Here is a 25,868-nt window from a genome sequence, read left to right as displayed (position 1 = left end):
TTCCCTGACCCTGCCCTTCGCGGTGATCGTGCTCCGGCCCGTCCTGCGCGGCGTCCCCGTCGAGTTGGAGGAGGCCGCCCTGGTCGACGGGTGCGGCCTGCCCGGCGTGGTGCGGCACGTCGTCCTGCCGGTGATGGTGCCCGGCCTGGTGGCGGTGGCCGGGCTCTCCTTCCTGCTCGCCTGGGGCGAGTTCGTCTTCGGCCTGACCCTCGCCGACCGGCCCGACGTCCAGCCCGTCACGGTCCTGCTCAACACGTTCGTCGGCCAGTACGGCACCTCGTGGGGGCCGCTGATGGCCACCGCGACGCTCGTCAGCGTCCCGGTGGTGTGCATCTTCGCGATCTTCCAGCGGTTCATCGTCGGAGGGCTGACCGCCGGGGGTGTCAGGGGCTAGTTCTGGACCACCCGGCCGCCGGGCCGCGCCAGCCCCCGGATCGACAGTCCGCTGTCGGCGGTGACCATGGTCCCGGTCATCGCGGCCGACTGCGACGGCGACGCGAGCAGGGTGAAGAGGCCGCTGTACGCGTCGACGTCCGGGACCTCCTGCAGTGGCAGCACCTCGCGGGTGCCGTCGAGGACCGAGTCGGAGGCCGTCTGCCCGAGGGAGGCCGTTCCGCGCAGCCGGGTCGGCGCCACACCCGGTGCCACACCGTTGACCCGGACGTCCGGGGCGAGTTCGTACGCGAGCTGCCGGACGAGTCCCTGCACCGCGTGCTTGGACGCGGTGTACAGCACACCGCCGCCCGCGGCGTTGGAGCTGGCGAACGAGCCGGTCAGGATGATGCTTCCGCGGGACTGCACGAGGTCGTCGACCACGGCCCGTACGCCCAGCATCGGGGCGAGGACGTTCACCCCGAACAGTTCGGAGAAGGCGTCGGTGAGCCGCTCGCCGGGAATCTCCTCCAGGGGCCGGGCGGCGTCCGTGATGCCGGCGTTGCCGACGAAGACGTCGATGCGCCCCCACGTCTCCCTGGCCGCGGCGGCCGCCCGGACGTTGCCCTCCCAGGACCGTACGTCCGTGACCACCGGGACGACGGCGTCCCCGAGTTCCTTGGCCAGCTGCTCGACGGTGTCGGACACATCCACGGCCACCACGCGGGCGCCCTCCGCGACATAGCGGGTGACGACCGCCCGTCCGATGCCGGATCCGGCGCCGGTGAACACCACGACCTGCCCGTCCAGTGCACCCATGACTGACCTCCTTGTTTGCGTTTCCTTATGGAACCCCGTCCCGGGCGCCGCCCCGTCTGCGGGGCGGCACCCAGCGAAAGATCACGCGCGACGTGCCTCGAAGAACGCCCCGTGCAGGGCGTCGAAGACCCGGCCGTTGCGCGCGGCGCTGCCGAGCGCGATGACCTCCAGCTCGGGGGCGGCCTCGCGCAGCGCGCTCGCGAGCTCGGAGCCGCTGTCGTTGCCGATGGCCGCCAGGACGGTGGCGGCGGGTATGACCCGGCCGTCCGCGGTACGGACACCGTCCTCGCCGGAGCCCGTCACCTCGGTGTCGGTGAGGACCGAAACCCCCTTCTCGGCGAGGATCTTCGGCAGCACCCCCGCGTCGGTGAACACCTCGCGGTTGCCGAGGATCGCAGACCCTGCCTCGACCAGCGTGACCTCGTGTCCGGCGTCGGCCAGCCACAACGCGGTGTCCGCTCCGGTCATCCCGCCGCCGACGACCACGACCGGCGAGGCGACGTCCTTCGCATCCGCGACGTCCCGGGCCAGGCTTACGCCCTGGAGTGTGCGCGGAACGGCCCCCGTGGCCACGTACACCAGATCGAAGCCGCCGGCCGCGAGCGTCTTGGCATCGGCGCGCTCGGCGATGATCTCCACGGGGCGGGAACGCACCTGGTGGATGAGGTGGTCCCGAAGTGCCGCCAGGTCCTGCTTGTACGGCGAGCGGGTCGCGGGCACCAGGGCGCCGCCGAGCTCCCCGGGCTCGTAGAGCGTCACGTCGTGGCCCCGGTCGGCGAGCACGGCGGCGGCGCGCAGCCCGGCGGGACCGCCGCCGGCCACCGCGACACGGCGGCGGACGGCCGCCGGTTCGACGGGGTGGCGGTACTCCTCGCCCATCGACGGGTTGACCGTGCAGCCGGTGCTGCGGCCCGCGTTGAGGCCCCGGTCGAGACAGCCGTCGTTGCAGCGGATACACGGGACGATGTCCAGCAGCCGTCCCTCCTGGGCCTTGCGGGTCCAGTCCGGGTCGGCCAGCATCGCCCGGCCGAGGGAGACGAAGTCGGCGCCGGTCTCCAGTACGTCGGCCGCGACCTCGGGAGTGACCAGGGAACCGGAGCCGATGACCGGGATCGTCACCTCGGGCTTGATCTTCTCCCAGCCCCAGCGGTGCACGGCGCGCGGCATGTACCAGGGGCTGACCTCGTACTCCATCAGCGCGTGGTGGCCACCGGAGCCGTGGATGACGTCCACGCCCGCCGCCTCGAGGAGCTGCGCCAGCCGGATGGTCTCCTCGATCGGGATGCCGTCGGCCTCGTAGTCGGTGACCGAGAGGCGGACGCTGAGCGGGAAGTCGCGCGGGACGCGTTCCCGGATGGCGGCGACGACCTCCAGGGTCAGCCGGGCGCGGTTCTCGAAGGACCCGCCGTAGCGGTCGGTGCGCTTGTTGGTGTGCGGGGACAGGAAGTTGGTCAGCAGATAGCCGTGGCCCGCGTGCACCTCGACCAGGTCGAACCGGGCCAGCCAGGCGCGCTCGGCGGCGTCCGCGAAGGCCGCGACGACTCCCTGGATCTCCTCCTCGGTCAGGACCTGGGGCCGCTCGCCGTACTGGGACTCGACGTAGTCCCAGGAGACGTCCGACGCGGTCTTGATCGGCTGCGTGCCGAGGAACTTCTGCCGGCCGCAGTGCTCGAGCTGGATGCCGATCTTCGCGCCCGCGGCGTGGACCTCGTCGACGAGCCAGCCGAGGCCCGGGATGTGCTCGCGGCGGGAGATCCCGAGCTGGGCGTGGATGGACTTGCTGGCGTCGTCGTCGACGTAGCTGTACTCGACGATGATCAGGCCGGGGCCGCCCTCGGCGAGCCGCTTGTAGTGGTTGACCAGCCGCTGCGTGACCGTGCCGTCCTGGTTGGCCAGGGCGGTGGTCTGGGGCGACTTGATGACGCGGTTCTTCAGTTCGAGCGAGCCGATACGGCCGGGGCGGAACAGGGTGTGCAGTGCCATGGCATCCATCTCCTGGTTCGGTTCCTCAGCGGTTCCGGACCGCTCCGACCGGGTCGGGGCGGAAGGGGTCCGGGCTCGTGCGGTTGGTGCGAATGCGGCGCCTGCCCGCGCCGGGGTCCCCCCTCGCTGCTGATGCATGCAGAAATGCATGCACTAGCAGCGTTCAAAAGAAGGTCAGCCGCGATCGGCCAGCAGCCACCCCGCGCGCGGCACGACCGGCTCGAGTCCGAGTTCCCGCAGGGTCTTCCAGACCGTGGCCACGGAGGCGGTCACCACCGGGATGTCGAAGGCGTTCTGGATCTGCTCGACCACCGGCAGCGAGGGCATCTGCACGCACGCGCTGAGCACCAGGGCGTCCACGCCGGAGGTGTCGACCTTGGCGGCGATGTCGACGAGCTGCGCCGGGTCCAGGCGGCCGACCTCCAGGTTGTCCGGGACCTCCAGGCTGATCGAGTCGTGGACCTCCACGCCCTCGGCCTCGATGTAGTTGCAGACGGTCTGGGTGAGCGGCTTCATGTACGGCGCGATCACCGAGATCTTCTTCGCGCCGAGGTGCTCGAGACCCTCCACCAGCGCGCCCGCGGACGAGACGACGGGGGTGCCCTCCGCGATCTCGGCCAGGCGCCGCTGGCTCTCGCGGTGGTAGCCCGTGGCCCGCGCCATGATCGCGACGAGGCAGGCGTAGGCCATGACGTCGACCTCGGCGTCCGCGAGTTCGCGGGCGCAGCGCAGCGACTGGTCGTCCATGTCCCGCAGCTGTTCCGGAGTCACCTGCTGCATCCGCATACGGGACGAGTGGAAGGTGAACCGCTCGGGGCGTATCTCCTCGCGGGCCCGGAGCATCGCGGGGATCTCCGTCTCCATCGTGGTGTTCGAGCTCGGCACGATGAGGCCGACCCGGGTCGCGGTCATGAGCTGTCTCCTTCGGTGCGCAGCATGCGCAGGTTGGACGTGTGCAGTTCGAGGTCGGCGTACGCACCGAGGCGCCGCCAGCCCAGCGGTGCGGGGCGGTCCACCCGGTTGTCGGAGGTGGTGCCCAGCTCGATGCCGAGCCCTCTGGTCGCGACGAGCAGCGCGTCGAAGCGGTGGTCCGGGTCGCTGTCCAGGACCAGGCCGAGCGCGGCGTCGATGAGGTGGAACTCCAGGATCTGGCGGGCGAGTTCGGTGTCGCGGTCGCGGACGGCCTCCAGGAACCGGCGGTCGACGCTGGTGAAGTGCTCGGGGGTGTGCGGATGCGACAGATAGAGGCGCTGGTGGCGGTAGATCTTCAGGGTCAGCGACTCGGTGAGCTCGGCCAGGGCCTTCGGGTAGCGGCGCAGCGCGTTCTGGTGGAAGCGGTGGTGCGCCTCCTGGAAGTCGCGGATGCGGTGGCGGGCCGCCTCCATCGCTTCCAGGTCCTCGGTCATCCGTGCCAGGTCGTCCTCGGTGAGCTGGTCGATGATGCCCGAGATCGTCGGCGGCTCCACCAGCAGCCGCAGCACATAGTGCTGTTCGACGTCGGCCGGACTGGTGGGCGCCACTTCCATGCCGCGGTTGGCCTCGGCCACCACCAGACCGTCGGCCTCCAGGCGGTGCAGTGCTTCGCGCAGCGGCGTGCGGGAGGTCTCCAGCTCGGCGGCGAGCGCGCCCTGCGACATACGGAAGCCGGGCATGTACCGGCCCTCTATGATCCGCTCCCGCAGTGTCCGGTAGATCTCTTCGACCGTCGTCCCCGGCCGGGTTCCCGCTGCCATCAGACGCCGCCCTCCCCGTCCGCGGGTTCCTCGGCGCCGAACGAGATGGCGAACAACTCGCTGAAGCGCTCCGGTTCCTGGGCGGCGATGATCTCCAGCTGCATGGCGTCGAGCAGGATGCGGTAGTCCCGCTTGGGGACGTAGAGTTCCAGCCTCTCGCCCTGGCGCGTCCACACCTTGCGCACGCGCACGCCGGTGAACTCGTTGCCGATGCCGAAGCTCTCGCCGGCCCGGACGATGCCCTCACCCAGTGGCGGTTCGGTGCTCATGTTCCCTCCCTCGCGTCTGCATCAATGATCTCAGGAGAGACCCCGTAGACGCCGGTCTTCACACCGTTCAGCACCGGCAGAGCCTGGCGCCGCGCCGCCACCTGGGAGAGGTCCAGGTCGACGATCTGCCAGGCCGCCGCCTGCTCCCCGAGGTCGGCGAGCACCTCGCCCCAGGGACCGACCGCGAGGGCGTGCCCGTAGGTGGGGAACGCGTCGTCCGCGTCGTCGCCCTGGCCCCGGACCGTCGCCGAGGCCACCACGTACGCGGCGTTCTCGATGGCGCGGGCGCGCAGCAGCACCTCCCAGTGGGCCTCGCCGGTCCGCTGCGTGAACGCCGCCGGGACCAGCAGGACTTCGGCGCCTGACAGTGCGAGTGCCCGGTAGAGCTCCGGGAAGCGCACGTCGTAGCAGATCGTCAGGCCCACGGTGGTGCCGCCGATGCGCAGCAGCGCCGGGCGGTCGCCCGCGGTCTCGACGCCGGACGCCTCGAAGGACTGGCCGCCGACGCGGGCGTCGAACAGGTGGATCTTGTCGTAGCCGCCGACGATCTCGCCCTGGGCGTCGATCACCAGGGCGGTGTTGCGGATGTCGTCCGGGCCGCGCCGCTTGAAGCCGCCGAGGACGACCACAGCGCCCGCCTCCTTGGCGGCCTGCCGCAGGCTGGTGATCTCCGGCGATTCCACCGTCAGTGCGGCCTCACGCATCTCGGTGTTCGTGCCGAGCATCAGCCCGTTCTCGGGCAGCAGCACCAGATCGGCTCCGGCGGCGGCGCACTCGTGCACCATCCGCACGGCGGTGGCCGTGTTGGCGGCCAGGTCCCGGGTGGCGTGCCACTGGGTGAGGCCGACCCGCAGCGTCCGCTCAGTCACCGCTGCCCGCCTTCACGGGCTCCCGCTCCGGCAGGAGCATGTCGACGACGGTCCAGCCGCCGCCGGACGCCTCCATGGGCTCGTACGCGAACACCTCGCCGCGGACGCCGGGGCCGGTGAGACCGAGCATGATCAGCCAGTTGGGGAACTCGTACTGGCCGTGGTCGAGCAGTGCGTACGGCTCGAGGTTCGCCAGGTCGGTGCCTCGTCCGGCCTGCAGCATCTCCAGGATGTAGGTGTCGAACTCGACGTCCACACCACCGAACTTGCCCGGGTCGAGCCAGTGCGACAGACCGCCGGTGGCCAGCATCGCCACCTTCAGGTCGCGCCCGTCGACCACGCAGCGCAGCACCTCGCCGAAGGCGCGGGCGCCGAACGGCGAGAAGGAGCGGGCCGGCTGCGTGATGATCGGGATCACCGGCAGGTCCGGGCGGGGCAGCAGCTGCCGCAGCGGGACGATCAGGCCGTGGTCGAGGTCGATCTGCTCGGACTCCTCGACCTCCATGCCCTCGGCGCGGATCGCGTTGGCCATGGCGCGGGCGTACTCGGGCGCGCCGGTCAGGGTGAGGTCCAGGTCGGGGCGCTTGAAGAACTCCATCGACCCGACGTGTTCCTTGCCGGTGCCGATGACGAACGCGCCGGTACGGAACGACTGGAAGTGGCAGTCGGCCGTCACGATCAGCACGTCGGGGTCGGCGGCGGCGATCCGCTCGGCCAGCCGCTGGTAGCCCTCGGTCAGGCGGGCCACCGCGTCGGCGGGGTCCACCTCGGGCCGGGCCAGCAGGTCCGGTACGTGCGAGCAGCCACCAGCGAAGACCAGGTTCTCCGGCACGTTCGGCTCGGGCAGCGGCGTCGACGTCTCGACGTGGAAGCGGCCGGAGCTCGTCGAGTCGCCCAGGTCGTCGGCGAACCAGCGGCTGACCAGGATGGTGATGCCGTCCACGACCCCGGCCGAGCGCAGCCGGTCGCGGTCGCCTCCGGCGATCACGCCCGCCCATTCGGCGTCCAGGCCGAGCTCGGCGGCGCCCACGCCGGCCGGGTCGGCGCGGAACCGGCCGAGCAGCCCGGTGTCCTTGCCGAGCGCGAGGATCGCGCGCTCGAGTGTGCGGGTGTCCATCTACGCTCCCTCGCCGGTCAGCTTGCCGTCCCGGACGACCGCCGTGCCGTCGATCTCGACGGTGCAGCTGCGCATCGGGATGTCGAGGTGCGCGGGGGTCTCGCGGTTCGCGAAGCGGTTGGGGCCGGTCGACCACATGAAGTTGCCTGCGGTGGAACGCAGTTCCTGCCCGTACAGGGAGCGCGGCTCGTACACCTCGAAGGCCGACCAGCGGGCGATCGGGTGCACGCCCCAGCCCATGTGGGAGACCGCGAAAACCTCCGGGTCCTCCCAGGCGTCGAAGTAGTCCTGCAGGACGAACGCGTCGTTGCCCTTGCCCTCGACGCCGGTGATGAAGCCCTTCTCGACGGTGAGGGTGACGGTGTCGCGCACGGCGCGCTGCCACGGGATCAGCACGTCGCCCGGCTGGAGCACGATGGTGCCCTCGGCCGTGCGGTCGCGGGGGAAGCAGGCGACGAAGCCGCTCGGCCAGTGGTCCCAGCGGCCGGGCTCGTCGACGTAACCCCACTGGTGGGTGATCGGGAGGTCCTCGCCGGAGATGTCGGCGGTCAGGTCGGTGCCCGCGGCGCTGGTGACACGCAGCGTGCTGCCCGCCTTGAGCAGGCGGCCGCCGGCCTCGACCGTCTTGCGGAGGTCCTCGTCGCCCATCAGGCGCTCGAGCACGTCGGCGGGCTCCGCGACGAACAGCATCCGCTTGCCGTTGCCGGTGATCCGGGTGCGCACGTCGGAGTGGATGAGGCCGCCGACGGTCACGTCGATCACCAGGTCGCACTCGGCGGCGGCGGCCAGGAGCGCGGCGACCTCGCGGCCGTCGGCCTCGTACGGCGGCAGCATCGGGTTGGACAAGCTGGAGGCGGTGAGCACCAGGGCGCCCGCGCCGATGTCCCGGGCGGCGGCCACCGCGGCTTCGGCGTACTCGGTCTTCTGGCCGAGTTCCTGGATGACGGCGACCGTCTCGTTCGGGGCGAGCTTGCACAGCCGGTACTGGTCGACGAACAGCTCACGCAGGGTCTTCGGCATATCGATGCCTCTCTTTCTGATCGGTCAGAGGTCGGAGGTCAGAGGGTGGAGCGGATGGCGCCGCCGTCGACGGCGAGCGTCTCGCCCGTGACGAACGCGGCGGCCGGGGAGACCAGATAGGCGGCGGCCCGGGCGATCTCCTCCGGCTCGGCCCAGCGGCCCAGCGGAATGGCGGAGACGACCTTGCCGATCTCCTCTTCGCGGGTCGTGCCGTTGGCCGCCGACTTGGCCGCCACGATGTTCTCCATCCGGTCGGTACCGGTGGCGCCGGGCATGAGCTGGTTGACGCGCACGCCCTGCTCCGCGAGTTCCAGCGACATCTGCTTGGCCAGGGCCGACAGCATCGAGCGCATGGACGCCGACAGGGCGCCGCCGACAGCGGGCTGCTTCACCCAGGTCGAGGTGATGAAGAGGATCGAACCGCCGCCGTTCGCCGCCATCACGCGTGCCGCGCCTGTGGCCAACTGCACGGCAGGACGCACCAGTTGCGCGTAGGCCGCGTCCCAGTCCTCCATCCGGGGCTCGAGCACCGGCATGATCTTCGGTCCTGGTGTGTTGACGACCAGGACGTCCAGGGAGCCGTGCGCGGCGATCACATCGGGGATCAGCCGTTCGACGGCTGCGGGGTCCAGCAGGTCCGTGGGATACGAGGTCTGGCCTTCCGCCTCGACCGGCGTACGGGCGCTGACGGCCACGACGGCGTCCTCGGCGACCAGCTGCCGCGCGATCGCCTGGCCGATGCCCTTGCTTGCGGCGGTGACCAGCGCCACCTTGCCCTTGAGTCCGAGATCCATGACGCCCCCGCTCAGTCGTGAAGGGTGATGGCGCGCTCGGGGCAGCCCGCGGCGGCGCGGCAGGCGGCGTCCTTGTCGGTCACCGTGCCGTCGCCGATGACGCCGGCGTAGCCCCACTCGTCGAGCTGGAAGACGGTGGGCGCGTCGTCCGCACAGGTGCCGTATCCGTTGCACTTGGTCGAGTCGACGGTTGCTTTCATGGTGTGTCTCCTTCGGTGTCGCTGGTGCCGGCGTCGCTGGTGCCGCGGCGGCTCAGTTGCCGGTGTCGCCGTTGCCGGCGTCGATGTGCTCCGGAAACTCCGTCAGCACGGTGCGCGCCCAGGTCGCGGCGCCGTCGAGGAAGGCGCAGGCGCCCCGGCCGGGCAGGGTCTGCCCCCAGCGGGCGAGGTTGTTCCGGTCCACGTCGGTGGCCGTGCCCGCGCCGAGCGAGGCGAAGGCGTCCCGGATGGACGCGGTGCCCTTGACGCACACCCCACACTGCTGCGCGGACTCCGCCGCGTACCAGGCCGATACCTCGGCCGCGACGGCGAGCGGGTCCTGGTCGGCGTGGAGCGCGGTGATCGCCCCGCAGCCCAGTCCCGATCCGGCCACCCGGACGTCCTCATATGTGCAGCCGGTCGCCGCATGCGCCGGGCCGAGCAGGCCGCCGAACCAGCCGCCCATCAGGAACCCGGCCGGAGACGAGGTGAACCCGCCTGCCAGCTCGAAGAGTTCGGCGACGGTCAGCCCGTAGGGGACCTCGTAGACGCCCGGTCGCGCGCACGCGCCGCTGAGCGTGACGAGGGTCGTGCCGGGCGAATCGGCGGTGCCGTGGGCGCGGTAGGCCGCGGCACCGTTTCGGGCGATCCAGGCGGCGTGGGCGAGCGTCTCGACGTTCGATACGAGCGTCGGCAGGCCGTCGACCCCCTTCTCGCCGACCCGGGGCGGGCGGGCCGTCGGCAGTGCCGGGCCTCCGCTGATCGACCGGCAGACCGCCGTCTCGTCGCCCGCCACATACGTCGGCTCCACGACGTGCACCTCAAGGCGCACCCCGGCCACCGGAGCCGCAGGGGCCGCCGAAGCCGAAGCCGCCCCGGCCGCCGGGTCGAGCTCGGCGATCGCGGCGCGGACCGCCGTCTCGGTCTCCGGGTGAGAGAGGTACACGACCGCGCGGTCGGCGCCCACGGTGCGGGCGGCGAGCAGCAGCCCGTCCAGCACCAGGTGCGGCCGGTGCGTCAGCAGCCAGCGATCCTTGTACGAACTGGGTTCGCCCTCCTCGCCGTTGGCCACGACCACCCGGGGCCCGTCCGCTTCCGCGACCCCGCGCCACTTGATGTGCGCGGGGAACCCGGCGCCACCGCGGCCACGCAGTCCTGCGGCCTGAAGTTCGGCGATCACGTCGGGGCACGTCTGCGGTCCGTACGTACCGCGCTCCAGCTCCGCGCCGAGGTCGAGCGGGCGGTCGACGGCCAGGCGGGGCTCGATGCCGGGAGCGTGCCCGGCGGTCTGCCCGAGCGCGGGGCTCGTGGCGAGCGCGGGGCTCAGCGTCTGCGTCATCCGGCCATCACCTCGCCCAGCACCTCATCCAGGCCCACCACATCCGCGTACTTGGCGTCGATGTCGAAGAGGTTGGCCTCATGCGGTCCTTCGGCCCGGTCCCCCACGCACTCGCGCGGGACGAGCACCGGGTAGTTCTCCGCACACGCGTCGATCGCGGTGGCCCGGATGCAGCCGGAGGTGGTGGCGCCGCAGACGATCAGGCTGTCCACCCCCGCGGCCGCCAGCCGCTGGGCGAGATCCGTGCCGTGGAAGGCCGAGGCCGCCTTCTTGGCGATCACGGGCTCCGTGTCCAGGGGCGCCAGCCGCTCGTCCACGTCCACCCACCGCGAACCCGCGGTGAGCGCGCGAAGCGCGGGCATCTTGCGCAGCCAGACCAGTTCGTCCAGGTCGCGCGGCTCGTACGAGATCGTGGTGAAGAAGACCGGCAGCCCGGCCGCGCGGGCCCGGTCCAGCAGCTCGGCTGTACGGTCGACGACCGCGTCCAGGTCGGAGCCGGGAGGGCAGGCGGGGTCGGTGAAGCCGTTGATGAGGTCCACGACCACGATGCCGGGCTTCCGGCCGCCTGCGCCGGGTCCCAGCCGCTCCCCTACTCCCCGACCGCGGTACTGCTCCCGTACCGCCTCCATCCACTCACTCATCGAACGTCGGCTTCGGCCAGGTGCCGGGCTCGGCACGCATCATGTCGGCGTAGTGGCGGTAGAGGTTGCGCTGCACGCCCTCCTCGTAGCGGGTCCAGAAGGCGATGCCCGGGCCCGGCCAGTCCTCCACCGGCTTGGCGATACCGACGCCCGGCATGCCCATCTGGTAGTTGAGCTTGAAGTCGAGGAGGTCGGCGGCGACGGAGCGGCCGGTGCGGCTGACGGTGATCCACGGCTCGGTGTCGTCCATCTCGAACGCGCCGCCCATGGAGAACGTGCCGAGCCCGGCCCGGTAGGCCCGGTCCTTCTGCTCGGGCGTCATGTTCTTGTAGACGCAGAACCAGTTCCAGATCTCGACCTGGCCGACTCCGTGCGGCTGCCACATGCGGATGGTCACGACGCCGGTCGGCTCGTGATTGGCGCCGTCCTCGGTCATCGGCAGCGCCAGCATCGAGAAGTTGGGGAACACGTTGGCGACCATGACGCGGGAACGCCGTGCGATCTCGAGCTGGTGGTCGCTGATGCGGCTCGTGTCGAAGGTCTCGGCGAGCTCCTCGGGGAACCCGAAGAACTTCGGACCCGGCTCGTCCTCGGTCGGCGCCATCGAGAACGACAGCGAATGCCCGGGGGCCGCCTGGATGTGATAGCCCATCATGTTCTCGCGGAAGGGCACCGGGAAGGCACCGATCTCCCACACCGACCGGTGCAGCGTGCCGAGGTGGTAGTCGTCGCCGGCGAAGTTCTCGCTGCCCGACTTCCAGTTGGCGTCGATGACGAACCGCTGCGGCGGCCCGACGACCTCCATACCGTGCTCGTTCAGACCGAACAGCAGGTCCAAATACCAGGCCATGCCGCCCAGATACTCCTCCAGCGGAGGAGCCGACGGGTCCAGCGTCGCGAAGATCAGCCCGTGGTACGACTGCACCCGCGCGGCCTTCGACAGCCCGTTGCCCTCCTTGGGCATCCCGCCGAACGCGTTGCGCCACAGCGGCGCACCCACCAGGTCGCCCTTCGCGTTGTACGTCCAGCCGTGGTACGGACATCGGAAGTGCGAGGTGTTGCCCGAGTCCGCGCGACACACCTGCACTCCGCGGTGCCGGCACGCGTCGAACAGGACGTTGATCCCGCCCTCCTCATCGCGGATCACGATGAAGTTGTCCTCACCGATCTTGCGCAGGACGTAGTCGCCCTTCGCCTCGATCTCCGACTCGTGGGCCAGGAACACCCAGCACCGGCCGAAGATCGACCGCAGCTCGCGGTCGTAGATCTCCTGGTTGCCGAACAGCCCCGCGGGAAGCTCGCCCTCGGCCAGCCCCGTGTCGAGTTCGTCGAGAAGCGCGTCGGCTCTCGTGCTCTTCGCCTGCGTCATCGCCGCGTTCCTCTCAGAAGAGTCAGAAGAAGATGGAAAGGTTGTGGGTGCCGATCACCGTGAGATCCAGCAGGACCTCGCGGCGCAGGAGGCGCAGCGCGCCGTCCTCCCTGCGCAACCGGTCCTGCCGCTCACCCGAGAGCAACTGCGGCTGGGTCTGCTCCTGCCGCGTGCGGTAGATCAGCAGATTGCTGCGTACGCTCACGAGGTCCGCGTCATCGGCATCCGCGGTGACCCTGATGCCGGTCACGAAGTGGCGGATACGGGACGGCGGGTCCTCCGCCCAGGCGTACGCGGTCTCGTTCCGCGCCACCCGGCTCTCCAGCGATCCGTACGTCTCGTCCAGGTGGAACGCCCCGGGGACGAACCCGTTCCCGCGCGCCCGCTCCACGGTCTGCCGGATCGGCACCTGGTACACCACGTCGCGGCTGACCATCGCCTCCAGCCACTCGCGTTCCCGGTACTCATCCAGCAGCTCGGTCTCGGTGTCCATCCACTCGACGACCTCGTTGTAGAGGGCGCTGCCCACCCTCACCCTGACCCCAGTCCCGACCACGGAGACCCCTCCCTTCCGAAGATGAACACACTTTTGCATGCACTTTTGCCCACGGCAATAGGTCGGAGTTAATTGGCGGTTACAGCTATCAGGGGAGCCCGGCGGGGGGAGCGGCCCGGCCGGCCCGGCGAGCGCGCCTGGTGAAGCCGGTCCTGTCACCCCTCCGGGGTGAAGACATCGACCATGGCTTCGCATCGCAGCGGATCCTCCGTGAAGCCGGCGCCCAGTCCCCACAGCCAGTAGTCGATGCATCGCACCACGGTCCAGGCGCGCGCGACGTCCGGATCCAGCTCGGCGGCGTCGACAAGGGCGTGGAAGTGGAAGAAGAGGTCTGCTCGCCCGTCCATCTCATCGAGCCGTGTCCACAGCAGCTGAGCGACCTGATACTCAGGGTCTCCAGCGTAGACCTTCGGGTCGATGGCCAACCACGGTTCCCGGTCTGCGGCTAGGACGTTGTCGTAGTGGAGGTCGTGATTGACCAGCAGGGATCCAGTCCGGAGGCTGAGTCCGCCGGCCAAGTCCCGTACCTGATCCGCCAGTCCCAAGGGGAATGGGCGGCCGAGTCGCTCCCACCGATCGACCAGGCCGTCGCGGATCTCGGCGGCGACCTCGGAGAGTCGACGGGGCCCCGCCGGTGCGGGAACAGCCAGTCTGCGCAGTAGCGTGCCGGCCACCGGCACGGCTGCGCTGAGGGCGAGGTCGCGTAGGAGTGTGCGGCTGTTGGCGCGTTCGAGAAGCAGGGCGCCTTCGGCGGGAGAGGTCTCCAGGAGGCGGACGGCACCGCGGCCTTCCCAGATCTCCAGGGCAAGCGCCTCGCGGCAGGCAGCGGTCTCTGGCGGCCAGGAGACCTTGAGGGCGCACCGCTCCTGTCCGCGGCGGACTGGAAGAACCATGCCGTTGTAGCCGTGCATGGCCTCGCCGTCGGGCGCCAGGTCCCACCGGGCGAGCAGTGCCTCCACATGCTCCGGCAGAGCCTGGATCCAGGCGCGTCCCTGCTCTCCTTCGAGCTGCCAGCGGCCGAAGGCCAGGAGTCCAGGGGGCACGGAGATCACAGCATCGCCCTTTCGCGTCCAAGGGCGGGCGCCATGCGGCCTGAGCCTGTGGGCGTCCCCCCAGCGGATGTCCAGCCAGATGAGTGGGTCCGGTGTCCGGGCAGGCCGCGACCATACAACCGGTTGGGAGCGGCGGTGAGCCTGTCGTGCCGGGCGTCGCGCGAACTGGAAATACGATTGCAGGCTGGAAGGCGCGCTGCCACCATCCCGGGTGTGATCACGCCCGAAGCTCCCGAAGCGCCGGAATGCCTGATCGTCACCGGGATGCCGGCGGCCGGAAAGTCCACGGTTACCCGGCTGGTCGCCGAGCGCCTGCTCCGCGCCGCCCGGATCGACGGGGACGACCTGAACCTGATGATCCTCAGCGGCCGAGTCTGGGCTCTGGGCGAGCCTGCCGACGAAGCCGCACGGCAAGTAGAGCTGTGCAACCGGAATCTGTGCACGCTTGCGAACAACTTCGCCGACGCCGGTTTCACGCCCGTGATCGACTGGATCATTCCCACCCGTCAGCAACTGGACTTCTTCGTCACTCTCCTCGCGCCTCGGCCGGTCCTGTTCGTCGTCCTCGCGCCGGGCTCCGAGGTCTGCCGGTACCGCAACACCATCAGAGATCCCATTTCGCGGTTCGACTTCGATGGCTATGAAGCCCTCGACGCCGACATGAAGCGCGAACTCGGCGATGTCGGTTGGTGGTTCGACACCTCGGCACTCACTCCCGACCAGACCGCCGAGCAGATCGTCCGCGAGGCGCGTCACCGCGCCTTGGTGAAGTAGCCGGCGGGCCAGCCGGTTCCTTACTTCACTCGTGGGGCCCGCGACCCGCCCTGGCCGCCGCCATCTGGCACAACCGGATCACGCAGCGAACGGTCAAGCGCTCGGTGATCACGTACGACCACTGAAGACTTCGGACTTAGTCATCCATGGGATTCCCGGGAGGGCGAGACACCGGGCCTGAGCTGGCCGGAACCCCCGACTGAGACCAGAACGGAGACCACCGACAGCCGCGCGGCCCCGGCCCGACTTCGCCGCAGCATCCGCTGAACGAAAAACCCCAGCTCAGATGCTGTCTGAGCTGGGGTTTCACTGGAGCCGCCTTCGGGATTCGAACCCGAGACCTACGCATTACGAGTGCGTTGCTCTGGCCATCTGAGCTAAGGCGGCTTGTCGCGATCACTATGGTGCGATCAGCGGCGTCGCCAAGTCTACACAGTTTCCGGGGGTGCTCCGCACACCGCTCCTGAGGCACTGAGCGGTGCCACCGCAATCATCACTGTGAGTCCTGTTGCCAGGACTGCTGCTCGGTGGCGCTGCCCCGAACGGTGTTGGGCGCGCTGGTCCCCCGCGTTCGCTCAACCACCGGCGACGCGCATCTCGTGCGTGGTCGGGGCAGGTGGGGGCCGGGCGACAATCGCCACGTCCTGCTCCAGGCCATGGACACCAGCCGGGCCGTGAGTTTCGCGGTCGGGAAGCGGGAGATCAACTGCCGGAACCGCTTGTTGCGGCCGTGCTTCTCACCACATCCGGAAGTCAGCCTCCAGCGCGTGGCCAGACGACCAGCCCAGCCCCATACCGGCCACGCGCCCCTGCGCCCACCAGGACTCATTCCTGCTCAGCACACCGGCGGCAGCTCCCAACCCCTGAGAGCATCGCGCTCCGTGAGCTACGAGCAGCGCTTCCCGTCCTCCGGGGCGATTCCCTCGATCAGGTAGCGGTTGATCGCGGTGTCGATGCACGTGCTGCCGCGGCCGTACGCCGTGTGGCCGTCGCCCTCGTACGTCAGGAGCCTGCCGGAGGAGAGCTGGCCGGCCAGGGCCTCGGCCCAGTGGTAGGGGGTGGCGGGGTCGCGGGTGGTGCCGACGACGACGATGGGGGCCGCGCCGTTCGCCTCGATGCGGTGCGCGGTGCCCGTGGCCCGCACCGGCCAGTACGCGCAGTTCAGGGACGACCAGGCGAGGCTCTCACCGAAGACCGGCGACGCCTTCTCGAAGGCGGGGAGCGACTGCTCGACCTGCTCGGGAGAGGTGAAGGCGGGCGGCAGGTCGAGGCAGTTCACGGCGGCGTTGGCGAACATCAGGTTCGTGTACGTGCCCTTCTCGCCCCGCTCGTAGTAGCTGTCCGCGAGTGCCAGCAGACCCGCGCCGTCCTTCTGCTTCATTGCCGTGGTGAGGGCGCCGCGCAGCTGGGACCACGCCCCTTCGTCGTACATCGCCGCGATCACACCGAAGGTCGCCAGCGACTCGGTGAGCTTGCGTCCGTCCGAGGAGCCGGCGGCGAGGGGGGCGGCGTCCAGCTGCCGGAGGAACGCCTTGAGGTTCTTGCCCGCGGCCTCCGCCGTGGTGCCCGGGCCGCCGAGGGGGCAGTCCGACTGCTTCACGCAGTCCTCGGCGAAGGCTCGGAACGCGGTCTCGAATCCGGCGGTCTGCTCCTCGGCCAGCCGGCGGGAGGCCAGCGAGGGGTCCATCGCGCCGTCCAGGACGAGGCGGCCGACCCGCTCGGGAAACAGCCCGGCGTACGTGGCGCCCAGGAACGTTCCGTACGAGGCGCCGGCATACGTCAGCTTCTTGTCGCCCAGCACGGCGCGCAGGATGTCCATGTCGCGTGCCGTCTCGACCGTGGAGACATGCGGCAGGACCGTGCCCGACCGGCTCTCGCAGCCGTTCGCGAACTTCTTGAACGCGGCGGCCAGCTCGTCGGTCTCGCGCTGGTCGTCCGGAGTGATATCGGTCTTCGTGTACGCGTCCATCTGGCTGCCGTCGAGGCACTCGACGGGTTCGCTGCGCGCCACGCCGCGCGGGTCGACGCCCACCATGTCGTACCGCGCGCGGACCTCCGCCGGGTACCCGAGAGCCGCGTACGACTGGAGATAACCGACCGCCGAGCCGCCCGGGCCGCCCGGGTTGACCAGCAGTGAGCCGAGGCGTTTGCCGGGGCCCGTGGCCTTCTTGCGGGCGACGGCCAGCTCGATGTCGCCCGAGTCCGGCTTGTCGTAGTCGAGCGGGACCTTCAACGTGGAGCACTCGAATCCGGGGGCACCGCAGTCACGCCAGCGCAGCTCCTGGCCGTAGTACGCCGAGAGACTCGCCGGCGTGGACCTGGGCAGTGCCGCCAGCGCGGCGTCGGTCGTCGAGCCTCCCCGTGAGCAGCCGGTGGCGAGCAGCCCGGCGGCGACGATAAGGGCGCCGGCCGCCCGGAGCCCGCTTGCCTCGATGTGACGCATGGTGTTCATCATGCGAGCCTAACTGTCCGCGATGACATGATTGCACTCCGTGACGCGACGGACTTTTGCGAGTCGAGTGGCGATCACGTCTGGCGGCATTTTCAGGCCGTCCGTGTCCATCGCGAGGTGCTGGCCCCGGAACGGCGGCCGCACACCAGCCCAGCGGCCGGTGGCCGTCAGCCCGCCCGCAGGGCGACCGTCATCGCCTCCACGGCCAGCAGCGGTGCGACGTTGCTGTCGAGGGCCTCCCGGCACGCGGCGATCGCCTCGATGCGACGCAGCGTCGACTCGGGCGAGGTGCTGCGGGCTATCCGCTCCAGCGCGTCCTGCACCTCCGTGTTGGCGACGGCGACACGGGAGCCGAACTGCAGGGCGAGCACATCGCGGTAGAAGCCCGTGAGGTCGATCAGGGCGAGGTCCAGGCTGTCGCGCTGGGTTCGCGTCCTGCGGCGCTTCTGCCTGTCCTCGAGCTCCTTCATCACCCCTGCGGTGCCGCGCGGCATGCGGCCGCCCTGTGCCGCGCCGAGGGCGGCCTTCATGTCCTCGGTCTCCTTTGCGTCGACGTCCTCGGCGACCTGTCTGGCGTCCTCCGCCGCCGCGTCGATCAGCTCCTGCGCGGCCTTCAGGCACCCCCCTATGTCGGCGACACGGAGTGGCAGCTTCAGCACGGCGGCGCGGCGCTCCCGCGCCCGCTCGTCCGTCGCGAGGCGCCGGGCGCGGCCGATGTGCCCCTGCGTGGCGCGGGCCGCGGCGGCCGCGACGTCGGGCTCGATGCCGTCGCGTCGTACGAGCACATCGGCCACCGCGTCCACCGGAGGCGTGCGCAGCGTGAGGTGGCGGCAGCGCGAGCGGATGGTCGGCAGGACGTCTTCGAGGGACGGCGCGCACAGCAGCCAGACCGTGCGGGGGGCGGGCTCCTCCACGGCCTTCAGCAGGACGTTGCCCGCGCCCTCCGTGAGGCGGTCGGCGTCCTCGAGGACGATGACCTGCCAGCGGCCGCCGGCGGGCGACAGCTGGGACCGGCGTACGAGATCGCGGGTCTCCTTGACGCCGATGGAGAGCAGGTCGGTGCGGACGATCTCGACGTCCGCGTGGGTGCCCACCAGCGCCGTGTGGCAGCCGTCGCAGAAGCCGCAGCCGGGGGCGCCGCCGAGCGCGCGGTCGGGGCTGACGCAGTGGAGCGCGGCTGCGAAGGCGCGGGCGGCCGTGGAGCGGCCGGAGCCGGGCGGGCCCGTGAACAGCCACGCGTGCGTCATCTTCGACGCCTCCGGGAGCGGGGCGTCCGAGGCGGCGGCGGTCACCAGGGCGTCGGCGTCGCGGGCGGCAGCGGCGAGCTGGGCGCTCACCTTCTCCTGGCCGACCAGGTCGTCCCACACGCTCATGGGTCCACCACCCCTTTCGTCGCACTTCGGCTTGCCCGGTCCATTGTGGGGCCGCCCACTGACAGCGACGGTCAGGGCGGGCCGGGCAGACGGTCCGTACCGCGGATCCGGGCCGTCAGCGCCGGTCCGGGCCGCGGATCCGGGCCGTCAGCGCCGGTCCGGGCCGCGGATCCAGCCGTCAGTGACGGCCCCGGCCCCTGCCCCAGCGCTCGCCGTCGTCGCCGTCCGGATCCTCGTGCGGCCCCAGCAGCTCGTCCGCCAGGGTCGGGAGGTCGTCCAGCGGGGTCTCCTCCGCCCAGTCGGACCGGGAGCGGCCGGTGCGGCCCTCGGCCTCGACGCGGGGCAGCTCGTGCGTCCTGTCGATCGAACCGTCCGGCTGCGGGCCGGCCGGGCGCTCGTCGCGGAAGAAGCCCGGCGGCACCCGGTCGGCGGGGGCCTCACCCGGCCCGGCATCGCGTACCGGAGGCAGAACGGCCGTCTCGTCCGCCGCACCCGCCGGCTCGTCGGGAGCCGCGGGCGGCTGCGGCAGCACCGCCGTCTCCTCCGCGTCGGAGCCGGCCGCCGCGCCACCGTGCTGCACGGGCGGCAGCACAGCCGTCTCGTCCGCCGCACCCGGCGCCTGCACCGGCGGCAGCACCGCGGTCTCGTCCGCCGGTCCGCCGGACGCGTTGGTCGGCGTCACGATCGGCGTGGGCACCGTCCGCTCGTTGTCGGGCGAGACCCCGGAGCGTCCCGTGCCCGTTTCGGCCGTCTGTGCCGCGGACGCGGCCGCCGAGGCCGCAGCCGCCTCCGCGGCCAGCCTCCGGGCCTCCTCCGCCCGCAGCAGCGCCTCTTCCGCCTTGCGCTGCTTCTCCAGGCGCCGTTCCTCGGCCTCGGCGCGCAGCCGGGCCTCTTCGTCCTTCTGCCGGCGCAGCCGCTCCTGCTCGGCGGCCCGTACCTGCTCCTCGGCAGCCCGCCGGGCCCGCTCCTCCTCCGCGAGGCGGCGGGCCTCCTCGGCGCGCTGCCGGGCCTCCTCCGCCTGCCGTTCGGCCTCGCGGCGCTGGGCCTCCTCGATCTCGCGGCGCTTGCGCTCCTCTTCCTCGGCGCGGAGCTTCGCGAGCTGCTCCTGGCGCTCACGCTCCAGGCGCTCCTCCTCGGCCTTGCGTGCGGCCTCCTCCTCGGCCTTCCGCCGCGCCTCCTCCTCGGCGGCCTTGCGGGCCTCCTCCTGGGCCTTCACCTCGGCGTCCGAGAGCGGCAGCATCACGTCGAGCCGGTGCCGGATCACGGTCGTCACCGCCTCCGGCTCCTGAGCCCCGTCGACGACCAGGTAACGGCCGGGGTCTGCGGCCGCGAGCGTCAGGAAACCGGCCCGCACGCGCGCGTGGAACTCGGCGGGCTCCGACTCCAGACGGTCCGGCGCCTCCGTGAACCGCTCCCGCGCCGCTTCAGGCGACACGTCCAGCAGGACGGTCAGATGCGGTACCAGGCCGTCCGTCGCCCAGCGCGAGATACGGGCGATCTCGGTCGGCGACAGGTCGCGGCCCGCACCCTGGTACGCCACCGACGAGTCGATGTAGCGGTCGGAGATGACGACGGCACCGCGCTCCAGAGCGGGCCTGACGACCGTGTCGACATGCTCGGCGCGGTCGGCCGCGTACAGCAGGGCCTCGGCCCGGTGCGACAGGCCCGCCGACGACACGTCCAGCAGGATCGACCGCAGCCGCTTGCCGACGGGCGTCGCACCGGGCTCGCGCGTGACCACGACCTCGTGGCCCTTCGCACGGATCCACTCCGCGAGCGCCTCGGCCTGCGTCGACTTCCCGGCGCCGTCGCCGCCCTCCAGGGCGATGAAGAAACCGGAGGCGGCGGGCGCCTGCGCGGGGTCACCGCCGCGCACCGCGTCCCGCAGATCGTGCCTCAGCGGCACCCCGGACCGGTCGTCGGTCTTCGCCAGCACCAGCACGGCCACCGGCAGCAGCAGCGCCCCGACGAGCATCAGCGTGAACGCGGCACCGCCGTGTGCGAACACGAACTTGCCGCTGACCAGCCGGTACGGCCCGATCGCCGCCGCCAGCAGCGGCGCGGCCACGGCGCCGAGCGCCACGCACACCCGTACGACCGCGTGCAGGTGCTCGGTCGTCCGCGCACGCCGGTACTCCTCGGTCTCCTGGTCCAGCAGCGTGTGCCCGGTGTTCGCGGCGACACCTGCGGCGACGCCCGCGAGTGCCAGGATCAGCAGCACGCTCGTCACATCCGGGACGAGACCCGCCGCGAGCAGCGCCACACCGGTGAGCGCCACGGCGAGCGCCAGAAGCCGGCGGCGCGACAGGGACGGCAGGACGGACGGCGCGGTACGGATGCCCACGACGGTGCCGCCGGTCAGCGCGAGCACCTGCAGCCCGTAGAGCACCGGGCCGCCGCGCAGGTCCGTGGCGTGCAGGACCGCCACGGCGAAAGCGGCCGCGACGGCCGTGGCGACCGCGGCGCAGGCCAGCACCAGCAGCGGGATCGCGTTCGTACGCCCCTTGTCCACGCCCGAGCCCGTCTTCGGGCGTCGCAGGCCCTCGAGCGGGGAACGCGCGCGTGGCGTCTGCGCGTCGGGCAGTTCGAGGAAGTACAGGACGGACAGCGACGCGGCGAACAGGCCCGCTGCCACATACGAGGCGAGAGCGGCCTGATGCTGCCCGAACCAGGCGATGCCGGCGCCCAGCAGATTGCCGATGAGCGTGACCACGACGAGCGCGGCCGCGGCGATCGGCAGCGCCACGAAACCGGTACGCAGCGACAGCCGCCGCAGCGCGTCCATGTGGTCCGGCAGCGGTCGCACCGCTGCGCCCTCGAGCGGGGGCGGGGGCAGCAGCGCGGGCGCCGCGCTCTCCCGGCACACCGTCCAGAAGCGTTCGGCGACGCCGGTCACGAAGGCCGTGACGAGGAGGAGCGCCAGCGCGTTGTCCGGGGTCCAGTCGATCCACAGCGGGGCGACGATCAGCAGCGCGGCACGCACGCCGTCCGAGCCGACCATGGTCCAGCGGCGGTCCAGAGGACCGCCCGGGGACGTGAGAGAGGTCAGCGGACCGAGCAGGACCGCACCGAACAGCAGCGTCGCGAGGATCCGCGCCGCGAAGACGGTGGCGACGGCGGACGCCACGCCGCGGTAGCCGCCGCCGAAGGAACCCGCGGAGATCGCCGCCTGGAGCGTCAGCAGCACCAGGACGAGAAGGGCGAGTGCGTCTCCCACTCCGCCCACGAATTGGGCGCTCCACAACCGCTTCAGCTGCGGCCCGCGCAACAGTGCGCGGACGGCGCGCTCTCGGGAATCTGCGACCAGGGCGTCGTCAGGGGCCGGATTCTGGGCCGGTGGCTGCTCGGCTCGCGTCATCTTGCCAGCCTATCCGGAGGCGGATACTCCCCGAAGGGCGCCCGAACAGATGGGCGCCCCGGCGCCGGGTGGCGCCGGGGCGTCGCAGGCCCTTCGGGCCGCTGTTTTCAGTCGTCCCGGCTGCTCAGTCGTCCGCCGCCGGAGAAGCCGCCGCCTTCTTGACGGTCGTCTTCTTCGCCGTGGTCTTCTTCGCCGCCGTGGTCTTGGCCGCCGTCGTCGTCTTCTTCGCCGCGGTCTTCTTGGCGGCCGTCGTCTTCTTGGCAGCCGTCTTCTTCGCCGGGGCCTTCTTCGCCGCGGTCTTCTTCGCGGTCTTCTTGGCCGGGCTCTTCGCCCGCTTCTCGGCGAGCAGCTCGAAACCGCGCTCGGGCGTGATCGTCTCGACGCTGTCGCCGGAGCGCAGCGTCGCGTTGCTCTCGCCGTCCGTGACGTACGGGCCGAATCGACCGTCCTTGACGACCACCGGCTTGCCGCTGACCGGGTCCTCGCCGAGCTCCTTCAGCGGCGGCTTGGCCGCGGCCCGCCCGCGCTGCTTGGGCTGGGCGTAGATCGCGAGGGCCTCGTCCAGCGTGATCGTGAAGAGCTGCTCCTCGCTCTCCAGGGAGCGCGAGTCCGTGCCCTTCTTCAGATACGGCCCGTAGCGCCCGTTCTGCGCGGTGATCTCGACACCTTCAGCGTCCGTCCCGACCACGCGCGGCAGCGACATCAGCTTGAGCGCGTCCTCGAGCGTCACCGTGTCGAGGGACATCGACTTGAAGAGCGAGGCCGTGCGCGGCTTGACGGCGTTCTTGCCGGTCTTCGGGGTGCCCTCGGGGAGCACCTCGGTGACGTACGGGCCGTAGCGACCGTCCTTCGCCACGATCTGGTGGCCCGTCTCCGGGTCCTTGCCCAGCTCGAAGTCGCCGCTCGGCTTGGCCAGTAGCTCCTCGGCGTACTCGACGGACAGCTCGTCCGGGGCCATGTCGCCCGGAATGTCCGCGCGCTGGTGGTTCTCGGAGTCGCGCTCGCCCCGCTCGATGTACGGGCCGTAGCGACCGACGCGCAGCACGATGTCGTTGCCGACGGGGAACGTCGAGACCTCGCGGGCGTCGATCGCGCCCAGGTCGGTGACGAGCTCCTTGAGGCCGCCGAGGTGGTCGCCGTCGCCGTTCCCGGCGTCCGCCGCGCCACCGTGGCCCTCGCCCTCGCCGAAGTAGAAGCGCTTCAGCCACGGCACGGCCTGCGCCTCGCCGCGAGCGATGCGGTCGAGGTCGTCCTCCATCTTCGCGGTGAAGTCGTAGTCGACGAGCCGGCCGAAGTGCTTCTCCAGCAGGTTGACCACGGCGAAGGACAGGAAGGACGGGACGAGCGCGGTGCCCTTCTTGAAGACGTAGCCGCGGTCGAGGATCGTGCCGATGATCGACGCGTACGTCGACGGGCGGCCGATCTCGCGCTCTTCCAGCTCCTTGACCAGGCTGGCCTCGGTGTAGCGGGCCGGCGGCTTGGTCGCGTGGCCGTCGACCGTGATCTCCTCGGCGGACAGCGCGTCGCCTTCGCTGACCTGCGGCAGCCTGCGCTCGCGGTCGTCGAGCTCGGCGTTCGGGTCGTCGGCGCCCTCAACGTACGCCTTGAGGAAGCCGTGGAAGGTGATCGTCTTGCCGGACGCGGTGAACTCGGCGTCCCGGCCGTCGCTGGCGCGGCCGCCGATCCTCACCGTCACGCTGTTTCCGACGGCGTCCTTCATCTGCGATGCGACGGTCCGCTTCCAGATCAGCTCGTAGAGCTTGAACTGGTCGCCGGTCAGACCCGTCTCGGCGGGGGTGCGGAAACGATCGCCCGAGGGGCGGATCGCCTCGTGCGCCTCCTGTGCGTTCTTGACCTTCCCGGCGTACGTGCGCGGCTGGGCCGGCAGGTAGTCGGCGCCGTACAGCTGGGTGACCTGCGCACGGGCGGCCGCGACCGCCGTGTCCGACAGCGTCGTGGAGTCCGTACGCATGTAGGTGATGTAGCCGTTCTCGTACAGCTTCTGCGCGACCTGCATCGTGGCCTTCGCGCCGAAGCCGAGCTTGCGGCTCGCCTCCTGCTGGAGGGTCGTGGTGCGGAACGGCGCGTACGGCGAGCGGCGGTACGGCTTGGACTCGACGGAGCGCACCGAGAACTGCGTGTTCTCCAGGGCTGCGGCGAGCGCGCGGGCGTTCGCCTCGTCGAGGTGGAGCGTGTCGCTCTTCAGCTGCCCGAGCGAGTCGAAGTCGCGACCCTGTGCGACGCGCTTGCCGTCGACCGTGTTCAGGCGTGCGACCAGCGACGACGGGTCGGACGAGTCGCCGGGACGGCCGGTCGCGAAGGTGCCGGTCAGGTCCCAGTACTCGGCGGACCGGAAGGCGATGCGCTCGCGCTCCCGCTCGACGACGAGCCGGGTCGCCACGGACTGGACGCGGCCGGCCGACAGCCGCGGCATGACCTTCTTCCACAGGACCGGCGAGACCTCGTAGCCGTAGAGGCGGTCGAGGATGCGGCGGGTCTCCTGGGCGTCGACCATGCGCTTGTTCAGGTCGCGCGGGTTCGCGACGGCCTCGCGGATCGCCTCCTTGGTGATCTCGTGGAAGACCATCCGGTGGACGGGGACCTTGGGCTTGAGCACCTCGAGCAGGTGCCAGGCGATGGCCTCGCCCTCGCGGTCCTCATCGGTGGCGAGGAAGAGCTCGTCGGATTCGCGCAGCAGGTCCTTGAGCTTCTTGACCTGGGCCTTCTTGTCGGCGTTGACGACATAGATCGGCTGGAAGTCGTGTTCGACGTCCACGCCGAGGCGGCGCACCTCGCCGGTGTACTTCTCGGGCACCTCCGCGGCACCGTTCGGAAGGTCGCGGATGTGCCCGACGCTCGCCTCGACGATGTATCCGGGGCCCAGGTAGCCCTTGATCGTCTTCGCCTTGGCAGGCGACTCGACGATGACGAGTCGGCGGCCGCCCTGTGCGGTCTCGCTGGTCGGGGACAACTTCGCTCTTCTCTCCGGTCGGCACTCGATGACTGTGCGGTACGTAGGGTGACGCTGCGGAGTGTGACGGTACATCCCGCCCCCGTGTCAAACGGGAAAAGCCCACAACGGCCACTCGAACGGTAACCCGAGTACCGGTATTCCTGCCGCATGGAGTGGCGACCTGGTCTTTTCCGGGCGGCCCGGAGCAGTGAGGGGCGCGGGCCCGGCTACATCGCCGCCGCCGACGTCACAGCCGTGCGAAGCACCACAGGCCGAGCAGCAGTGCGCCTGCTCCGGCGACGGTCGCGAGGGTCGCCGATGCGACGCGGTTCACACCGTGTGCCACGGGTGCGCGGTGCAGCACCCGTGCCCCGGTCCAAAGCAGCAGTCCGGCTCCGAACAGCACGAACACCGTCCCTGCGAAGATCGCCGGTCCGCTCTCCATGTGCCCTGTCCTCCGCCGCTGGCTTGGGTGGGTCCGGGTGGGTCTCCTGGGCCAGGTGAGCTCCCTGGGACAGCGTTGGCTCCCTGGGACTCATAGGTGACTGCCCGGGCTGCCGCTCTGCTGGCCTGGGCCGGCCCTTGGCTTCCTGGAGCCACCCGGACCGACTCGGTCCAGAGCGGGAGGCTGGCACAGCCGGACAGCCACGGCGCGAACCCGAAGTGAACAGCGGACGGCGTGCTGGCGCGCACTCGGAGGGGCGGAGGGAGCGGGGGGCCGCCTGCGGCTCCGGCGTGGTTGCGCGAGCAGCTCGAGGGCCCGTCCGGTTCAGACCGCACCCGCCCCCCGGCCCGTTCAGACCACGCTCGACGCCCGTCCGGTTCAGA

Annotated in this window: 22 protein-coding genes, 1 tRNA gene and 1 pseudogene; 2 read left to right on the top strand and 22 right to left on the bottom strand. The window is 71.1% G+C overall.

The window, feature by feature from the left end:
• The first annotated feature begins 4 nt into the window (after nucleotides 1-4).
• Nucleotides 5-394, top strand: a complete 390-nt coding sequence (locus ABT009_RS11325; RefSeq protein ID WP_351292195.1) for a carbohydrate ABC transporter permease — start codon at nucleotides 5-7, stop codon at nucleotides 392-394.
• On the opposite strand, the gene ABT009_RS11320 is transcribed toward ABT009_RS11325, so the two are convergent.
• The 15 genes from ABT009_RS11320 to ABT009_RS11250 all read right to left on the bottom strand — a co-directional run bounded on the left by ABT009_RS11320 (nucleotide 391) and on the right by ABT009_RS11250 (nucleotide 14,121).
• Nucleotides 391-1,191 (bottom strand): SDR family NAD(P)-dependent oxidoreductase, encoded by an 801-nt coding sequence (locus ABT009_RS11320; RefSeq protein WP_351292013.1) that lies wholly within the window; start codon nucleotides 1,189-1,191, stop codon nucleotides 391-393. The two genes, ABT009_RS11325 and ABT009_RS11320, sit on opposite strands and share 4 nt — an antisense overlap.
• Before the next feature lie 81 nt (nucleotides 1,192-1,272).
• The gene (locus tag ABT009_RS11315) at nucleotides 1,273-3,174 is read right to left on the bottom strand and encodes an FAD-dependent oxidoreductase (protein ID WP_351292011.1); all 1,902 of its coding nucleotides are present in this window, start codon (nucleotides 3,172-3,174) and stop codon (nucleotides 1,273-1,275) included.
• 174 nt (nucleotides 3,175-3,348) lie between these two features.
• A complete protein-coding gene (locus ABT009_RS11310) occupies nucleotides 3,349-4,086 on the bottom strand; it encodes a maleate cis-trans isomerase family protein (protein WP_351292009.1) in 738 nt (245 codons plus the stop codon).
• The gene (locus tag ABT009_RS11305) at nucleotides 4,083-4,907 is read right to left on the bottom strand and encodes a GntR family transcriptional regulator (protein WP_351292007.1); all 825 of its coding nucleotides are present in this window, start codon (nucleotides 4,905-4,907) and stop codon (nucleotides 4,083-4,085) included. Before ABT009_RS11305 ends, ABT009_RS11310 begins: the two co-directional genes overlap by 4 nt.
• Complete coding sequence (locus tag ABT009_RS11300) at nucleotides 4,907-5,176, bottom strand: hypothetical protein (RefSeq protein ID WP_351292005.1); 270 nt, start codon at nucleotides 5,174-5,176, stop codon at nucleotides 4,907-4,909. The genes ABT009_RS11305 and ABT009_RS11300 overlap by 1 nt, the downstream gene beginning before the upstream one ends.
• The gene (locus tag ABT009_RS11295; protein WP_351292003.1) at nucleotides 5,173-6,045 is read right to left on the bottom strand and encodes a nitrilase-related carbon-nitrogen hydrolase; all 873 of its coding nucleotides are present in this window, start codon (nucleotides 6,043-6,045) and stop codon (nucleotides 5,173-5,175) included. The genes ABT009_RS11300 and ABT009_RS11295 overlap by 4 nt, the downstream gene beginning before the upstream one ends.
• Nucleotides 6,038-7,162 carry a DODA-type extradiol aromatic ring-opening family dioxygenase gene (locus tag ABT009_RS11290; protein WP_351292001.1) on the bottom strand — a complete coding sequence of 375 codons (1,125 nt, stop codon included), beginning with the start codon at nucleotides 7,160-7,162 and terminating at the stop codon, nucleotides 6,038-6,040. The genes ABT009_RS11295 and ABT009_RS11290 overlap by 8 nt, the downstream gene beginning before the upstream one ends.
• Nucleotides 7,163-8,182 carry a 2,5-dihydroxypyridine 5,6-dioxygenase NicX family protein gene (locus tag ABT009_RS11285; protein WP_351291999.1) on the bottom strand — a complete coding sequence of 340 codons (1,020 nt, stop codon included), beginning with the start codon at nucleotides 8,180-8,182 and terminating at the stop codon, nucleotides 7,163-7,165. It lies immediately after the preceding gene.
• Between the two features lie 38 nt (nucleotides 8,183-8,220).
• Nucleotides 8,221-8,976, bottom strand: a complete 756-nt coding sequence (locus tag ABT009_RS11280) for an SDR family oxidoreductase (RefSeq protein WP_351291997.1) — start codon at nucleotides 8,974-8,976, stop codon at nucleotides 8,221-8,223.
• An 11-nt stretch (nucleotides 8,977-8,987) separates the two neighbouring features.
• Nucleotides 8,988-9,176 carry a ferredoxin gene (locus ABT009_RS11275; protein ID WP_351291995.1) on the bottom strand — a complete coding sequence of 63 codons (189 nt, stop codon included), beginning with the start codon at nucleotides 9,174-9,176 and terminating at the stop codon, nucleotides 8,988-8,990.
• Between the two features lie 52 nt (nucleotides 9,177-9,228).
• Nucleotides 9,229-10,512 (bottom strand): NADH-ubiquinone oxidoreductase-F iron-sulfur binding region domain-containing protein, encoded by a 1,284-nt coding sequence (locus ABT009_RS11270; protein ID WP_351291993.1) that lies wholly within the window; start codon nucleotides 10,510-10,512, stop codon nucleotides 9,229-9,231.
• Nucleotides 10,509-11,153: an isochorismatase family protein gene (locus tag ABT009_RS11265; protein ID WP_351291991.1), complete on the bottom strand. Its 645-nt coding sequence runs from the start codon at nucleotides 11,151-11,153 to the stop codon at nucleotides 10,509-10,511. The genes ABT009_RS11270 and ABT009_RS11265 overlap by 4 nt, the downstream gene beginning before the upstream one ends.
• Nucleotides 11,146-12,522: an aromatic ring-hydroxylating oxygenase subunit alpha gene (locus ABT009_RS11260; RefSeq protein ID WP_351291989.1), complete on the bottom strand. Its 1,377-nt coding sequence runs from the start codon at nucleotides 12,520-12,522 to the stop codon at nucleotides 11,146-11,148. The genes ABT009_RS11265 and ABT009_RS11260 overlap by 8 nt, the downstream gene beginning before the upstream one ends.
• Nucleotides 12,523-12,544: 22 nt before the next feature.
• Nucleotides 12,545-13,078: a 3-phenylpropionate/cinnamic acid dioxygenase subunit beta gene (locus ABT009_RS11255; protein ID WP_351291987.1), complete on the bottom strand. Its 534-nt coding sequence runs from the start codon at nucleotides 13,076-13,078 to the stop codon at nucleotides 12,545-12,547.
• Nucleotides 13,079-13,233: 155 nt separating this feature from the next.
• Nucleotides 13,234-14,121, bottom strand: coding sequence for an aminoglycoside phosphotransferase family protein (locus ABT009_RS11250; protein ID WP_351291985.1), 888 nt, complete (start codon nucleotides 14,119-14,121; stop codon nucleotides 13,234-13,236).
• A gap of 144 nt (nucleotides 14,122-14,265) precedes the next feature.
• On the opposite strand from ABT009_RS11250, the gene ABT009_RS11245 reads away from it, so the two are divergent.
• Entirely contained in the window at nucleotides 14,266-14,904 is a 639-nt protein-coding gene (locus tag ABT009_RS11245) for an AAA family ATPase (RefSeq protein ID WP_351291984.1), read from the top strand.
• A 310-nt stretch (nucleotides 14,905-15,214) separates the two neighbouring features.
• Here the strand turns inward: ABT009_RS11245 and ABT009_RS11240 are convergent.
• The 7 genes and pseudogenes from ABT009_RS11240 to ABT009_RS11210 form a co-directional block, all read right to left on the bottom strand.
• Nucleotides 15,215-15,291, bottom strand: a tRNA-Thr gene (locus tag ABT009_RS11240).
• A gap of 106 nt (nucleotides 15,292-15,397) precedes the next feature.
• Nucleotides 15,398-15,643 (bottom strand): annotated as a pseudogene (locus ABT009_RS11235) (hypothetical protein); the annotation flags it as partial.
• A 147-nt stretch (nucleotides 15,644-15,790) separates the two neighbouring features.
• The gene (locus ABT009_RS11230) at nucleotides 15,791-17,356 is read right to left on the bottom strand and encodes an alpha/beta hydrolase (protein ID WP_351291982.1); all 1,566 of its coding nucleotides are present in this window, start codon (nucleotides 17,354-17,356) and stop codon (nucleotides 15,791-15,793) included.
• Nucleotides 17,357-17,523: 167 nt separating this feature from the next.
• Complete coding sequence (locus tag ABT009_RS11225) at nucleotides 17,524-18,729, bottom strand: DNA polymerase III subunit delta' (protein WP_351291980.1); 1,206 nt, start codon at nucleotides 18,727-18,729, stop codon at nucleotides 17,524-17,526.
• Between the two features lie 178 nt (nucleotides 18,730-18,907).
• Nucleotides 18,908-22,087 (bottom strand): dTMP kinase, encoded by a 3,180-nt coding sequence (tmk, locus tag ABT009_RS11220; protein WP_351291978.1) that lies wholly within the window; start codon nucleotides 22,085-22,087, stop codon nucleotides 18,908-18,910.
• A gap of 124 nt (nucleotides 22,088-22,211) precedes the next feature.
• Nucleotides 22,212-25,058 carry a type I DNA topoisomerase gene (topA, locus tag ABT009_RS11215; protein WP_351291976.1) on the bottom strand — a complete coding sequence of 949 codons (2,847 nt, stop codon included), beginning with the start codon at nucleotides 25,056-25,058 and terminating at the stop codon, nucleotides 22,212-22,214.
• Nucleotides 25,059-25,287: 229 nt separating this feature from the next.
• On the bottom strand, nucleotides 25,288-25,485 hold the full coding sequence (locus tag ABT009_RS11210) for a hypothetical protein (RefSeq protein WP_351291974.1): 198 nt from the start codon (nucleotides 25,483-25,485) through the stop codon (nucleotides 25,288-25,290).
• Nucleotides 25,486-25,868 lie beyond the last annotated feature (383 nt).

Source organism: Streptomyces sp. NPDC002896, assembly GCF_040295225.1.
Lineage (GTDB): Bacteria > Actinomycetota > Actinomycetes > Streptomycetales > Streptomycetaceae > Streptomyces.
This window is presented reverse-complemented; position numbering and strand designations above follow the sequence as displayed.